11 protein-coding genes and 2 pseudogenes are annotated in these 14,883 nt (G+C 60.5%); 2 read left to right on the forward strand and 11 right to left on the reverse strand.

Going from position 1 to position 14,883, the window contains the following annotated elements:
• Positions 1-41 precede the first annotated feature (41 nt).
• A complete protein-coding gene (locus E5P3_RS04440) occupies positions 42-3,419 on the forward strand; it encodes an O-linked N-acetylglucosamine transferase family protein (protein ID WP_162584860.1) in 3,378 nt (1,125 codons plus the stop codon).
• Positions 3,420-3,547: 128 nt separating this feature from the next.
• Positions 3,548-5,176, forward strand: coding sequence for a hypothetical protein (locus tag E5P3_RS04445; RefSeq protein WP_162584861.1), 1,629 nt, complete (start codon positions 3,548-3,550; stop codon positions 5,174-5,176).
• A gap of 40 nt (positions 5,177-5,216) precedes the next feature.
• Here the strand turns inward: E5P3_RS04445 and E5P3_RS04450 are convergent, their stop codons facing one another.
• The 11 genes and pseudogenes from E5P3_RS04450 to E5P3_RS04490 all read right to left on the reverse strand — a co-directional run bounded on the left by E5P3_RS04450 (position 5,217) and on the right by E5P3_RS04490 (position 14,879).
• Positions 5,217-6,968, reverse strand: a complete 1,752-nt coding sequence (locus tag E5P3_RS04450) for a sugar translocase (protein WP_162584862.1) — start codon at positions 6,966-6,968, stop codon at positions 5,217-5,219.
• 31 nt (positions 6,969-6,999) lie between these two features.
• A complete protein-coding gene (locus E5P3_RS04455) occupies positions 7,000-7,371 on the reverse strand; it encodes a GtrA family protein (RefSeq protein ID WP_232073426.1) in 372 nt (123 codons plus the stop codon).
• 9 nt (positions 7,372-7,380) lie between these two features.
• A complete protein-coding gene (locus tag E5P3_RS36415; protein ID WP_443083279.1) occupies positions 7,381-7,884 on the reverse strand; it encodes a sugar 3,4-ketoisomerase in 504 nt (167 codons plus the stop codon).
• Positions 7,873-7,989, reverse strand: a pseudogene (locus tag E5P3_RS36420) (WxcM-like domain-containing protein); the annotation flags it as partial. The pseudogene E5P3_RS36420 and the gene E5P3_RS36415, both read right to left, overlap by 12 nt.
• Positions 7,975-8,328, reverse strand: a pseudogene (locus E5P3_RS36425) (acyltransferase); the annotation flags it as partial. The pseudogenes E5P3_RS36420 and E5P3_RS36425, both read right to left, overlap by 15 nt.
• A gap of 3 nt (positions 8,329-8,331) precedes the next feature.
• Positions 8,332-9,267: a glycosyltransferase family 2 protein gene (locus E5P3_RS04465; RefSeq protein ID WP_162584865.1), complete on the reverse strand. Its 936-nt coding sequence runs from the start codon at positions 9,265-9,267 to the stop codon at positions 8,332-8,334.
• A gap of 9 nt (positions 9,268-9,276) precedes the next feature.
• On the reverse strand, positions 9,277-10,368 hold the full coding sequence (locus E5P3_RS04470; protein WP_162584866.1) for a DegT/DnrJ/EryC1/StrS family aminotransferase: 1,092 nt from the start codon (positions 10,366-10,368) through the stop codon (positions 9,277-9,279).
• Positions 10,365-11,714: a glycosyltransferase family 4 protein gene (locus E5P3_RS04475; RefSeq protein ID WP_162584867.1), complete on the reverse strand. Its 1,350-nt coding sequence runs from the start codon at positions 11,712-11,714 to the stop codon at positions 10,365-10,367. Before E5P3_RS04475 ends, E5P3_RS04470 begins: the two co-directional genes overlap by 4 nt.
• Positions 11,711-12,748 carry a glycosyltransferase family 4 protein gene (locus E5P3_RS04480; protein WP_162584868.1) on the reverse strand — a complete coding sequence of 346 codons (1,038 nt, stop codon included), beginning with the start codon at positions 12,746-12,748 and terminating at the stop codon, positions 11,711-11,713. Before E5P3_RS04480 ends, E5P3_RS04475 begins: the two co-directional genes overlap by 4 nt.
• Complete coding sequence (locus E5P3_RS04485) at positions 12,745-13,779, reverse strand: glycosyltransferase family 4 protein (protein ID WP_162584869.1); 1,035 nt, start codon at positions 13,777-13,779, stop codon at positions 12,745-12,747. Before E5P3_RS04485 ends, E5P3_RS04480 begins: the two co-directional genes overlap by 4 nt.
• Positions 13,776-14,879 carry a DegT/DnrJ/EryC1/StrS family aminotransferase gene (locus tag E5P3_RS04490; RefSeq protein WP_162584870.1) on the reverse strand — a complete coding sequence of 368 codons (1,104 nt, stop codon included), beginning with the start codon at positions 14,877-14,879 and terminating at the stop codon, positions 13,776-13,778. The genes E5P3_RS04485 and E5P3_RS04490 overlap by 4 nt, the downstream gene beginning before the upstream one ends.
• Between the last annotated feature and the right edge of the window lie 4 nt (positions 14,880-14,883).

Here is a 14,883-nt window from a genome sequence, read left to right on the forward strand (position 1 = left end):
AAGAACAATGGTCAAAATCGGCACATCGACAGGCCCGTACCATGAAATTTAAAGCATTCATCAATCGGCTGCTGTCCGGTTCCCGGAGCGCGCAAGACCAATGGGTGCAGGCCGACCTGGCTGCCGCCAATGGAAACCCATCGGAAGCTCTTGCAATCTACCGCGACCTGGCCAGCATCACGCCGCGCAGCGCCGATGACTATTGCTATTCCGGCCTTTCACAACTGAGGCTGGGCGAGCCGAAGCGTGGGATCGAAAATCTGGAAGCGGGCTTGGGAAAGTTTCCGGAGGATCGGCGGTTGCTCGAGCACTACGTGCGCACCTGTTCCGAGCTCGGGCAGATCAATCGCGCGATTCAACGGTTCACGAATGGCACGACGAGCAAAGCGGGGGCATGCGAAACGCTTTTCGCCCAGGTCCCGCATTCGAACGTCCAAGTCAGTCTTATTGAGTATTGCCTCAACAATGCTATGACAGAACTCGCGGACGCGAGGTTCCAATCCGTCCAGGAGAATCTCAGCGACACCACATCGGCTTGGCGGCTAGCCGATGCGCTGCTGCAGAACCGGCGCAGCAAGGAGGCCGAAGTCATCTATCGGCGACTCGCAGTCCGCCCGGCTGAAAATTCAGAAGCCGTCATGCATTCCGCACTCGCGGAATACAGATTGCATAATCCTGGTCGAGCGGTCGACCTGCTAGAGAAAGGGCTGGCAGACTATCCCGCGGCGCACAATCTGCGCGAGCACATGGTTCGGATCTGCTCCGAGTTGGGACAGATGGATCGGGTCACCCGTGTGCTGGTGCCGAACGCGGCCAATGAGACGCAGGCTTGCGAAGCACTCTTTGATGCATACAAGGATCCGCAGATCCAGGTCAATCTCATCGGTTACTGTCTCCGCAGTGGATTGATCGAGCTCGCTGAACGCAAGATCCGCTCTGCCATCGAGGACATCGTGGACAGCGAAGCACTTTGGAAGCTTTCCGATCTCCTTTTGCAGAACGGACGGACAGGAGACGCGGAGGCGATCTATCGTCACCTGACTACGCAGCAGGCCAGCAGTCCGGAAAGCGCGATGTACGCCGGCCTCGCCGCATACCGGCTCAGAAATCCGGAACAAGCTGCCGACTTGCTGGAGGCGGGCCTCGAAAAATTCCCGAAGGCCGAGCAACTGATGGGGCATTTCGCGCGCATCTGCATTGAGATCCACAAGGTGAGTCGTGTCGCCCGCTTCGTGGCGCCAGAAGCCAAGACTGAAGCCGATGTTTGCGAGGTTCTTTTTGAAAAATTCGTCCATTCACCCGTTCAGGTCAGCCTTATTGAATACTGCGCAAAAAATGGTCTGGCAGAGCTTGCAGAGCAGAAGCTGATATTTGTGCAGCAAACCTCCAGGGATGCGACCACGCTCTGGAATGTTGCGGAATTGCTGGCGAAACTTGGCCGACGCAATGAAGCAGCCGAGATCTACAAGGCGTTGGTTGCACGTGATGTTGAGAGTGCCGAGGACTACTACTATTCATCCTTGGCATCGCTCAGGCTCGATGATTTCATCAAATGCCTCGAAACTCTTGAAAATGGACAACAAAGGTACCCCGCGGACGGCGACATGTCGGCGTTGTACATGCAGGTATGCGCTCGTCGTCTGGAATATGATCGCTACCTGAGGTTTGTCGAGAATTCAGGATCCATGGCTCGCTCGTCGGCTCTGTCGATGCTGGATTTCTATCACTGGTTCAGCAAGCGCGCGCCCGTTGATTTCGTCGTCAATTTCAAGGAACTCGAATCAATGCTCCCCGCCGGCATGGTCGATACCTTGAGAAAACGCTTCATCCTGTTTCTTCGAGAAAATCCGCAGCCGATGGAATTGGCCCGGATTTTAGTGTTTTTTACGAAATATCTCGATCTCAGTGCTGATTTCGCTGCCGAGATACTGAACACAATTCTTGATTCTCACAGGGCCGACAATGAGCAGTTCAGGGCAGATGAGAGGGCGCTGCGCATTCTTCATGACCTCTCTCCCCCGATGATCCCCCACTATCAGATGGATCCTGGATGGGTGCTGCGTCAATTCATTTTTGCCAGTCAGTCCTTGGCGGAAAGTCCAATCGAACTCACGAATCCGATTGTCGACATGACCATCAATTGGATGCCGTGGCAGTTGCTTTTCTGTCAGGCGAAGCCAGAGTTGTATGGTGAGGCGATGGCCGCGCTTGAAAAGATGGTTTTCAAGACTTGGCCGAAGTTGAACTTTGTCGCACCGCACATCGGCCGCAGGTTCGCTGCCACCGGCGAGAAACGAAATAAGATCCGCGTTGGCTTCAATGTCCACGATTCGATGCCAATGATGTCGGGGCTGCTGACGCAATTGAATCCGGACATCTTCGATACGGTATTCCTGCGTCCCGGAAAGCCGGGACAGACACCGGCTGCGAAGAGCTGGGTCGAACGTGCGGGAAAGACTGTCGAATTTTCCGATCTCGACACGTACGCGGCAGTCGAAACGATTGCAAGCCAAGAGTTGGACATCATCGTAGCCGGTCCAGCCATCGCCACATCTTTTTATCCAATGATGGCCAAGCTCGCGCCCCTCCAGATGATCTTGCTGGAACCGAACTGGACCGACGGGCTGACGAATTCGGATTACTACATTTCGTGGCGACAAGCCGAGCCCGAGGATCCAGCCGCCTACTACAAGACCGCTGTCTCATTCCTCGAGCACCCTCCTTACTGGATAGAAAAGCCGGCGCTATCCAGCAATGCCTGGCCAGTACCTCCAGCGATACGGGCCGAAGTCCGACGGCGCTTGCTGAACTGCGGTCCTGACGTCCGTGTCTATCTTTGCGCCAACACGCCTCCCAAGGTTCATCCGGAGATGGACGAGATTTTTCGCGACCTGCTGGAGCGCGACGGATCCGGCGTCCTGGTATTCCTGCGCGCGGAGTACAAGAACCTCAAGATCAGGTTGCGGGAAAAACTTGGGAAAAGTTTTGAAAGGGTCATATTCCTGCCTGCGCTCAGCAAGGATGATGCACATTTGCTGCTGCAATCGGTGGACTGCTGTCTGGATTCATACCCGCTCTGCGGAATGTCGTCCAGTTTCGATGGAGCGATGCTTGGCGTCCCGATCGTGACCCTTCCTTCGGAAATTCCGTTTGGGCGCTGGACTGCAGCGATCTATGAGTACATCGGCGTGACCGGTCTCACGGCCAGGGACAAGCATGACTACATCGACATCGCGGTGAAATTGGCGAAGGACTCAGCCTGGAGAAACGAAAAGGCCACCGAGCTGAGGCAAAAGTCCTCACTCTATGTCGAGAGCCTGGACAGCAGCAGGGAATTCGAAGAATTCCTCATTGAAGCTTGGGATAGAAAGCTCCAAGGCTTGGAGCCGACCAACTGGATCAATGGCCGGTGGCAGTAGCAGGCTGCCCGCACGTCATCGGCTTGAACTTTCAGCCCTCCGGGCGCGGTTGGCACGGACGGTGCCGTCGGCCCTAAATGCCAAGAGCTCATCTTCAAGCGCCTTCGACGATCCGGCTGAATGACTGGATGTCTTTAGCCATCGCGGCGCTGGCAATGGCGACTTTCATCGTCGCCATGTTGATCCCGATCTACTCCGACGAGATCGCGATTCAGATGGCACGCGCGCGTTTCTTCATCGAAGGAGGCGCGCTGCTGAACCTGTTTCCCCAATGCCGTCCGTTGCTGGCACCCATACCGGCATCGTGGTATCCAGGTGCAGTCTTCAACGCCATCGTGTACTCAGGTGCGACGGGCATCGGTCTCCGGATCAGGGGAATCGCGCTGTGTGCGGCTTGGCTGCTGCTGCTGTGGATCTGGGCTGGCCGCCATCCGCAAACGCTTGTTCCGAGGCGGCGCTTCCAGGCGCTGATCCTGTCGTTCAACATGCTTGGCGTGCTGCCCTTCGTGCTCGTCCTCGCGCGGTCGGAGCAACTTCTGGTGCTGGGGCTTGTCGCGTACTGCATGCTCGCACTCTTCTGGCCCGCAAAGGCATCGGACGGCTTGCCCATGAAGAGCCTGAAGGGCGCGGCGCTCTTCCTGATGGGATCGGTGTTCCTGCTGACGCATCCCAAGGCCTTGTTTTTCGCGCCGCTGATGGTGGCTTCGACCTGGCTGGTCTTTCGAAATGCCGGGCGGCAGTGGGTGGCTGGCGCCATGCTGGTGACCGGCTTTGCCATCTTCCAGTCGTTCCAGTATGCCCAACTGACTGCGAGCTGTCCGGGCGCGCCCGAGATGGCGAAGGTGCTCGCGCAGCACACATTGGACTTTCGTCTGCTTGCGAGTGACAAGCCTGCTCTTTTGCTGGAGGCTTTGCGCAACCTGGCGTCCTCGCTCGGACTGGTGATGGATCGCATGCCGGTGACGATCGCATATCAATCAAGCTGGCTGCCGGCGATCCAAAGCGAATGGATAGCGCCCTGGCTGAACCGTTTCGGAATGCTGCTCAAGGCCAGCCTGTACGCGCTGGCGCTGACGTTGCTCCTTGCCGCCGTCCTCCGCTTAGCGGTGCAACTGGCGGGCAAGCGGCTCGACAAGACGATCCTGCTCGGCTTCGCGCTTGTCGCGGGGTTGGTGTTACACGGCAGCGTGTACAACCCGAATGCCTGGCATTTCTACACGCCCGGCCTGATCGTGCCCGCGTTGGTCGTGCTGCTGTTGCTGGTGCTACCCACGGCGATGGCGGCACCGAACTGGATGCGGTCGGCCTCGGGTGCTTTTGCGTTCTACTGGATGTGGCTCGCGATAACGAGCATGGTGCTGTTGCTCGCCCTCCAGACGCCCGAACTGCTGAGGATTGCACGAATCGGCAACAACGTGATCACGGGGCAACTGCTATCGACACCGGCATTCGTGCATGAGGACGAGCGTGCCCGTCTGCTTGCACTCGCCAGGCGCTGCGACATCAAGGATGGCGATGAACGGCTGGTGCTGGACGGCCCCGCCTACTTTCTCTTCCAGCAAGGACGCCAACCGATCAACGTGTTCTACGTGTCCGACTTCGCCTTCGGCATGGACATCGGACCGCAGCTTCCGGATTTTTTGAAGAAGATCGACAGCGGCGGCGTCCTTTCGCGCTGCGAGTTCCTGCCGAAGGTGTTGCGCGACAGGGCGACTGTGTCAGACAAGATGTGTTGCGTTTCAAAGTCCGACCTATAGCCCCGATGATGTGCCGGCCCGCGATCCACCGCGGGCGAACTCAGACCAGAGAGAAGAATACGACTTCACCATCGCTCCGGACCAAGGTGGCCGGTTTGTTCAGCAGCCGCGTCAGGCTGTCGATCACCTCGACCCCTCCGTCTGCATAGCCCCGCTTATCGACATAGACCCCCGCGAAGCCAAGCGCTCGCGCCGTTTCGATCTGGACAGAAATCGGCGCGGCGGAAAGCTGGCGATAGAACTTGTCCCCTTTGCGGCCGGCCATGCCGCCACCGCTCCAGCGCAGTTCCTTCGAATTGAGGAATCCGACCAACTGATCGTAGCTGTGCATGCGATGAACAGGTGGACTTTCGGGGAACGAGATGTACGGGATCTGGAGGATGCTGGCCCCCCTTGGCATCAGGGCTTCGATCCGCCCGACGAACTCCTTGTCCGACTCGAACCTGGCCCGGCCGCTGAGGGCCTCGTTCTCCCCGAACCTGGCCGTCTGGTCCCACACGCCGACAACAATGACAAGGCCGACAAGCAGGACGGCAGGCCTCGTCGAAACCTGCCTGGCTGACAGAAGTCGGTCAAGCTTGACGAATGCGGCGAGCAGAACGAAGAAGCCGACGAAGACACCCATTCGATCCCAAGCCCTGATCGTCGGAGACACCAGCAAAGCGAAGAACACGTTGAATCCACCGACCGTAGCGACGAGGAGGATCAGGAGGGTCAGGACGGTGATGACGCGCTGGGTCGGTTCTACCCGTTGGCCGGCCGCCATCTGAATGGCATGGAAGAGAACGATGAACAATCCCGCCAGACCGACGATGCCGACGTAAGACACCGTGTTCGACAACGGAAATGCGGTGGCGTACTGCGCGGCGAAATCGCCGAGGAAATTCAGCCGGTGCTGCAAATGCGGCATTACGAGGTGGGTCAGCTTGAGAGCATAGATCTCGGTCTCCACGGGCATGCGTTGAGCGACCTCCAGATTGACGCCGTTCTTCCAGGTGTAAATGACATTCGGCAGTACGTTCAGGCCGACACCGAGGGTGATCACCGCCCCCGCGGCCAGAGGAGCCTTGAGCACGGCCAGCGTCCGATGGGCGGCCACGCCCATGAGCGCGAAGAGGGCAAGCAGGATCAGCCCGAAGAACGCGAAATACACGCCGAAGGAACTCAGTGCGACCAGCAAGAGCGCCACGCCGACCAGCCCTGCGCGCGAGGACGCCAGCGGTTGCAGTCTGAAGCACCGATACCCGATGTAGAAATAGATCGGGACAGCGAAATACCATGTGTAGAACAGATGGCCCATCAGCAGCCGAGCGAAGTGGAACGGCAGCAGAGTGAAGAGCAGGGCACAGGCGAAGGAGCTGTCGTTTCTCAGGTCGAGCTTCTTGCAGACGACGAAAGTGGCGGCAAAGGTCGCCGGAAAGCTCAGCAAAAAATAGAGGTTCGCGGCCGAGTAGTAATTGCCTAGCAGTCTGCCGAGCAGTTTGAGGATCAGGAGGTTCCCGCTGTCCGATCCGGGGTAGTCCAAGAAGGATGATCCGAAAGGAAAGCCGCTTCGGCTATTGGCGAAGATCCAACCTTCCGACGCGCGTTGAGCAAGCCACAGGTGACTCAGTGCGTCGCCTGCATAGACAAAGGGGTGATCGAGATTAGGAATGAGAGCGCCTTTCCATCCGGACATGATGGCGCTGGCGAGCACGAACGACAGCACAAGGCCAAGAAGGAGGAGCGCATTCGTTGCGTTCGCCTCGATTCGAAAGGAGTGGCGTTCCCTCGCGCGCGGGTTGGCATTCATGAGCTACGTAAGGATCACGGGAGGTGGTGGCCTACTTGAAGAGCCATCTGCTCCCGGCAAAGGTCAAAGGCAACGTCAGCGCGATGCTCGCCAGCGGCGCGAAAGCGGCAGGCCAGCGAAATGTGTCGACCCATGCATAGACGGTCAGCGCACCAAGCGCGTACTGCCCCAGATAGACCAGCGGCAGCATCGCGGCCTTCTTTTCACTCCGCGGGGCCCCGAAGACGAAGAACCGGTTGAGCACGTAGGCCAGCGCGATCCCAGAGATGAAAGCAATCGCATAGCTCAACCAGTACGGCATGAACACAAGCAATGCCAGGTACAAGAGGTAGGTGCCCAGCGTGTTGACGCCTCCCGAGACGAGGAAGCGCAGAAATGGCGATGGGATCTGTCGGGCAACCATCGTAGGCAATCAGTTCCGCTCCTTCCCGGCGGCCTTCAGACGCAGGAACTCGGCATGATCCCTGATGTAGTCGTTGCCGTCGTAGTATTCGGACGCGAAGACCAGGAGCGCGGCGTCCGACGAGTAGCGGTACTGGATGCCCCACGTCATCGGCGGCAGATAGATACCCACCGAAGGCCTGTCGAGCTTGAATTCCTGGCGCCTGGTTCCATCATCAGCGACCACGCTGACCTCACCTTTCACCGCGATCAGGAACTGGTGGCACTTGTGGTGCGCATGCTCCCCGCGAGTTTCAGCAGTCGGCACGTCGTAGACGATGAAGTAGCGCATCGGCTTGAACGGAATATCGCGCTCGAACTCGCCCACGGAAAGACTGCCTCGCATATCCGGCACCGCCCGCAACTGGTGCAGCGTAACGCCAGTAACGGAAGTGACCGTGACTCCCGGGGCGGCAATGTCCTGGGTGTCATGTGTGCTCGCCGCATGCGTGTCGGTATCGACATATCCGGTGATGCGCGCCGGATTCCCGACGACGATGGCATTCGGCGGCACAGAGCGCGTCACCACTGCACCGGCGCCAATCATCGCGTGACGGCCGATGGTGATGCCAGGCAGGATGGTCGAATTCGCGCCCAGTGAGGCCCCGGTCTGAATGGTGGTGCGGCCAAAGACTTCCGGATATTGCTTGCTGCGCGGAAAGATGTCGTTGGTGAAGGTGACGTTCGGCCCGATGAAAACATCGTCCTCAATGCGAACGCCGTCCCACACCTGCACCCCGCACTTGATCGTGACGCGGTCACCGATGACTACGTCGTTCTCGATGAACACGTGGTCGCAGATGTTGCAGTCGCCGCCGACGCGCGCCTGCGGCAACACGTGGGCGAATGCCCACACCCGTGTCCCGGGACCGATCTGGCTGCTTTCGCACAACGCGTTGGGATGAGTGAAGTAGTCCATGGCTCAAGCTCTCTTGTTGAATTCGTGGAGTCGCATCATGACCGTGTGGGGCCGCCCCTTGGTGTTCTCGTAAATGCGCCATGCGTAAGCCCCCACCACGCCGAGCCCGAACAGGTTCACGGCACCCAGGAATACGATGGTGAGGATCGTCATGGCATAGCCGGGCACGTCGATCAGACCCATCAATCGACCGATAGCGACGATGACTCCGAACAGCCCTGCAAGTATGGCTGTCGCGCCGCCAACGCGCACCAGCAGCCGGATCGGCAGATCGGTGAACGAGAACACGCTGTCCATTAGGTAGTTGACCTTCTTGCGCAGAGTCCAGGCCGACTTGCCGTGCTGGCGCGGCTTGCGCGAGTAGTAGATCAGCTTGCGCTGGAAGCCGAGCCAGAAGAGCTGAGCGATCAGAGAGCTGTGGCGCTCGTCGAGTCGCAGCAGGTTGTCCCGAAACTCGCGGTTGCATCCGAACACATCGACGCCCCCCGGAGGGACCTCGGGCACCACGTACTTTCGGTAGAGCCACCAGAAGAGCTGCGCCGGCAGGCGGGTCATCAACGGATCCTCCCTCCCCTGGCGCGTTCCGACGACCACGTCCACCGGCTCGGTGCGCAGCGCCTTGTCCATCTCGAGCACCAGTTCCGGCGGCTCCTGCAGATCCGCGGCCATGACCGCATAGCGCTCTGTCTCCGACAGCTCCAGGCCGGCGCGGATCGCCGAGAAGGATCCGAAGTTGCGCGACAGCAGCGCGAGCTTGGAGGCGAAGGGGCGCGCCGGCAGTGCGTCGCGCAACAGCTCGAAGCTGCGGTCGGGGCTGCCGTCAATGACGAAGACGGCCTGGATCTGGCCATCAAGATCGTGGTGCAGGCCGCTGACGGCGTCCAGCAGGTCCGGAATCGAGCCTTCGTTCCGGTAGACGGGGATCACGAGGGTCAGCACGGCTCCGCCTCAATGCGGGAAGAATGAGCGCACGGCATGGATCACCTGGACAACTTCGCTCTCCGACAGACCCGGGAAACACGGGAGCGAGACAACCGTGCGGCACGCTCGCTCGGTGAACTCCAGCGAACCGGCGCCTTGCGCGGCGGGATACGCGGGCTGCAGATGATCGGGTACGGGATAGTGCACGTCGGTCGATACCTCATGCGATCGCAGATGTTCCCTGAACGCCTCGCGTGAGTCGACACGAACGACATAGAGATGACCGACGTAGTCGTCGCCGGTGGAGGGCGGAAGCGCAAGTGGCAGGTCTGCGAAAGCCGCGTTGTACCGAACTGCGATATTGCGGCGCTGGTCATTCGACGCGTCCAGCCGCGGGAGTTTGGTGCGAAGGACCGCCGCCTGGATCTCGTCGAGTCGGCTGTTTCGGCCATGCGGCGTCAACACTTGATATTTGGTTGACCAGCCGTACTGGCGAAGCGTTCGCACCGCTTGTGCGATCTCGGGCTCGTGGCACACCACGGCGCCGCCGTCTCCGAGCGCGCCCAGATTCTTGGTCGGATAGAAGCTGAAGCAGCCGACGTCGCCGAAGCTCCCGGCGCGCCGCCCCTTTAGCGTCGCTCCGTGTGCCTGTGCGCAATCTTCGATCACAGCCACACCGGCTTTCCGCGCCAATTTTGCGAGCGCCTCGATGTCCGCGAGTTGCCCATAGAGATGCGTCACGATGATCGCCTTGGGCTTGTGCTGGAGTGCTTCTGCCAGGGCGGCGGGTGCCATGTTGAGCGATCGTTCCTCGACGTCGACATAGAGCGGCGTGGCGCCGACGGCGTGGATGGCGGTACTGCCATAGAAACCGGCGTTGGCGACGCAGACGACCCGGTCCCCGGCAGAAACGCCGACGGCGCGCAGGGCCAGTTCGAGGGCATCTGTGCCGTTGGCAAGCGACACGCATTCGGCCGTTCCGATGTACGCGGCAAACTCCCTCTCGAACGCGCTGACCTCGCTGCCGAGGACGTACCAGTTGCTCTGGACGACTCGCATCAGGGCTGATTCGAGATTAACACCTGCGTTGGCTGCACTTGCTGAGAAGAGAGGGATCATGGCTTGGTACCTTCTTGACTTAGAGGCCCGGTGGAATGCGAGCCTGCTTCCCGCGGGGAGGTTGTAAACAGCGCCAGCGGACCGGCAATCTCCTCGGCATCGATCAACGTCGACGAGGCGCCCCAATCGGCCAGCCGCCTGCACAGAGTGTTCGCCATATCCAGTATGGGTCTCGCGGTCGCGACGAGTTGCGACATCTCGACGAGGCCGCGGGCGTAGCCATCCGCGCGGAACGTCTGCCGTGCCCAGTGCTGACCTCGCGCCGCCATGTCGTGTCGCGCCGAAGGGTCGCTGATGAGTTGCTCGATCACTGACCTCAACTGAGCGATTTCGTCATCCGGTGAGATCTTGCACACGCAGTTATCGGGCAGTTCGCCGTAGAAGCCGGTGTTGGTGACCACCACTGGCTTGCCATAGAGCAGGCCTTCTATCGCGGTTGCGGATGCTGCCTCCAGGCTCGGCCAGCGCAGGCAGCAAACGATGTCGGCGTCATTCATCGCTGCCTGCAGCACGGCATCTTCCGCTTCGCCCGTGATCGTGAGTACAACGCGGAGCGAGCGTGCGAGCTGTGCGAGCTCCAACGCATAGCGCGGGTCGATGAGACCGCACAGTCGATACTGGACGCGGCTGCGCAAGAAGGCGCTTGAACCGATGGCGCGAATCACGCTCTCGATGCGCTTGTTCACGTTGGCGTGGCCGACGGTCAATATCTGCACCGGTTCGGACCCGGCGGGTTGATCGGCCACGGACAGGACTGACGGCGCGTTGTAGGCCAAGGGTACGACGCGCACCGGCCCCGCGCAGGATCGGACGACCCGAGGCATCCCCCAATGACTGTGGGAAACCACCCCGTGTGCCATGGCGCAGACCCACTCGGTCATGGGATGATCGCGACTTGCCGAGTCGATGAACTCTCGATGGTCACGGGCGGAGAAGAAGCCGCGAAGCACGGCGTCGCCGTACCAACTGCCGAGCACTTGCTCAGCCTGTGCCCGACGCGTCTCGGCCCATGCGGCAAACAGGTGCGCAACGACGAAATCGTGGAGGCACACGATGCCCGGATGCTTTGAAAGCCAATGCAGGCCGCCACAGTGGTACTCGTAGCTGTTGCCGATCTGGTACACCAGGGCATCGGCAGCCTCGACGGCTTCGTTGACTGCTGATTCGTCCGTCCAGTCGATGACCGGTGCAGCCACAGCATGCGGCGGCACGCCAAGGAGATGGGCCTGCTCGGTGCGCACCACCGTCAGCTCATGCCCCAACTCCAACAGCGGCGGCGCAATCAGCGCCGTGACACGTCCTATAGCTGACGTGTTGGCGAGTGGACTGAACAGGATGAACTTCATGACATCAGGGCGGCAACCGTCGCGGGCCAGGTAATGCCGTGGCTTTCCCAAAGGGACTTCGCGGCGACGCCGAACTTGCGCGTGCGCGTGACGTCTGCATAGACGGCGCTGATAGCTGAAGCCAGCGCCTGGGCGGTCGGCTCAACAACCCAGCCCGTCTCGCGATGTCTTGCAAGGCCCAGCACGCCGCCACTGTCTGTGGTGCTGAGCAAGGCCTTTTCCGCGGTAGCTGCCTCCATGGCAACGTAGCTGAAGGACTCTTCGTCGAAAGGCAGAGAGGCAACGGCGAGTGCCCCGTTGATGTAGTCAGCATACTCCTGACGACCGAGGTAGCGCAGGTCGAGGCGAACGCGGTCCTGGAGGCCCAGGCGCTCCACTGTTTCGTGTAGCACCCGCGCGTCCCCCGGAGTATCAGGAGGGCCTCCGACGATGAGCCGGACCTGCTTCGAGGCATGCGCGACGGCTTCGACGAGCAGATGCTGGCGTTTCGCGCCGTTGACACGTCCGCCTGCGAAGATGTAGCCCTCGGAAGGCCCCCCTGTGAACCGCTCGGGATCGTTGATCGGTGCGCGCAGTATCTCGGCATGCGGGCCGTTGTAACGCCGAAGACGCTGTTGGGTGACGTCGGAGATCGCGAAGATGCGCCGTGCTCCCTTGAAACATTCATCGTCCGCATTCTTGATGAGCTTGCGGATATCGACGCCGATCTGTCCGTCCGGCAGGTTGGTCTGGCCTGCGTCATAGAGATCGTAGGCCTGCCTGTACTGGTGGACCAACCAGAGCGTCTTGCGGGGATGCTGGATCAAATAGGCGGGAAACTTGAGAGCGATGACGTGGTCGACGTTCTGCAGCTCGAGCGAACGCGCCATCAGCATCTGCGACGGGATGCGCGTGGCCGGTTCCCATTGGAATGGCACACGGAGCAACTCGGCCTGGTGCCCGGCGATCTCGAGATTCTTCAGCAGATGTTCCGCGAGCGACTCGGCACCGCCTCGCACGAAAGGGGCCATGTTGTTGACGACAAGCACCTTCACGCCAAGAGCCTTTCGATCACATGAGGCCAGGCGATGTTCATTTCGGCGATGCGCGCGGTGGCGGCTTCTCCGAGACGCCTTGTGGCGATGCGATCCTCGAAGAGCTGATCCATCGCGCTTGCCACAGATGCGGGATCGGGCTCTGCCACCAATCCATTGGCGCCATGCGTCACGAACTCGAGCACGCCACCCGCATCGCTCGTGGTCAGCACAGCTTTGCCGGCATGCGCCGCCTCGATCGAAGGATAGCCATAGGAGTCTTCGTCGACGGGAAGGTACGCCGCCGCGAGGCAGTCCGCCAGTAGTTCCGCCTTTTCATCTTCCGTGATCCATCGGTCATCGATCGTCACGCGATCAGTCACACCAAAGACGCCCGCCAACCGTGCCACTTCAGTCGAGAAGCCGGAGCCGGCACTCATGCCGCACAGCCGCAGCCGAACAGGGGTGCGGCAGTACTTCAAGGCTTCCACCAGCAGTTGCTGGCGCTTGTGGTGCTCGATTCGGCAGATGCAGACGATCTCGTCGTTGAGGGCGCGGAAGCGAAAGCGCTCAGGACGAAGCACTGGCGGGAAGAGCGGTTCGCTTTCGATGCCGTTGAAGCGCAGGAGCCGATCGCCGACCACGCGGGAATTGGAAAAGACACGCCGTGCCTCCCGCAGCGCCGCGGTGTCGGCCGCGCGCAGTGCGTCCCGGATTCCTCTGTGCTTGACGTCGTCGGGAAACCCGCGGTACTCCGTGTCCCAGAGGTCGTAGAAGGCGCGCAGATGGTGGATGAACCAGACGATCTTGTTTGGATGAGGGATGAGGTGCGCTTGCGGGCGGAAGCAGATGAGGCGGTCTGCCGCCGAGAGATCGACGAACCGGAACGCCGCCATCTGGCGGAACAGCAGATCGGGGGAGTCGACCTCAGGCAGGTATATCCGTTCGACCTCGTGCCCGGCTTCGAGCAGCATCGTCTCCAGCCACTCGACGATGTTCCTGTAGCCGCCATTGACGAAAGGAACGAACGACGAACAGAGCGCAATCCTCATCGAGCCAAAGCCCGCTTGAGGCTGCCTGCTACGCGGCTGATGTCCGCCGGCGTCAGGAACTGGTGGGTAGGGAGGTTCATTCCACGCTGCGCCCATTCATCTGCGACCGGGTAGGCGGTCGACTCGCGGTAAGGCGGCAACACATGCATCGGATGAAAAACGGGGCGTGTCTCGATGCCGTCGCTGTCCAGCGCCTTCATGACCGCGTCGCGTCGCGTCTCGTCACCTTCGCGCAGGAAGACCGTGTACATCCAATAGACGTGGTGCATGTTCTGATGCACGGTGGGCAACACGAGCGAATCGCGCAGGGGGGCCAGTGCCTCGTCATAGATGCGCGCGAGCGTCTGACGATCGGCCAGCGCAGCATCCACTGTTTCCATCTGTGCGAGGCCGATGGCAGCCTGGATGTTGGTCATCCGGTAGTTGTAGCCTACCACCGGGAACCAGTAGCGGCGCTCGGGGTCGACCCCTTGGCCTCGGTAGAGCCTCAGTCGTTTGGCCAGTTCGTCGTCGTTGGTGGTGACCATGCCCCCTTCGCCGGTGGTCACGATCTTGTTGCCGAAGAAGCTGAAGGTTGCGCAATCGCCCAGCGAGCCTACGCGCTTGCCATTCACCTCCGCACCATGCGCCTCGGCCGCGTCTTCGAGCAGCCACAGGCTATGCTGCTTGGCGATGGAGGCGAGTGCGTTCATGTCGGCCGGATGGCCGTAGAGATGCACGGGAATGATGCCCCGGGTGCGGGTCGTGATCTTGCGTGCGACTTCTGCGGGATCGATGTTCATCGTGTCGGCGCAGACGTCGACCAGAACCGGCACAGCGCCGCAGTAGCGTACGGCGTTTGCGGTTGCAATGTAGGTCACCGTCGGGATGATGACCTCGTCGCCGGGCTGCAGCCCAAGCGCAACCAGTGCGAGATGCAATGCGGTCGTGCCATTGTTTGCCGCCACGGCGTGCTTCACGCCGCAGAATTTGGCAAAGGCTTCTTCGAAGGCGGCAATGTACTTGCCGTTGGACGAAATCCAGTTGGTGTCGAGGCAGTCCAAGACATACTTCCGTTCATTGCCTTCGAGTTTCGGGTGAGCTACTGAAATGCGGTCCATCGGT

The organism is Variovorax sp. RA8 (assembly GCF_901827175.1).
Lineage (GTDB): Bacteria > Pseudomonadota > Gammaproteobacteria > Burkholderiales > Burkholderiaceae_C > Variovorax.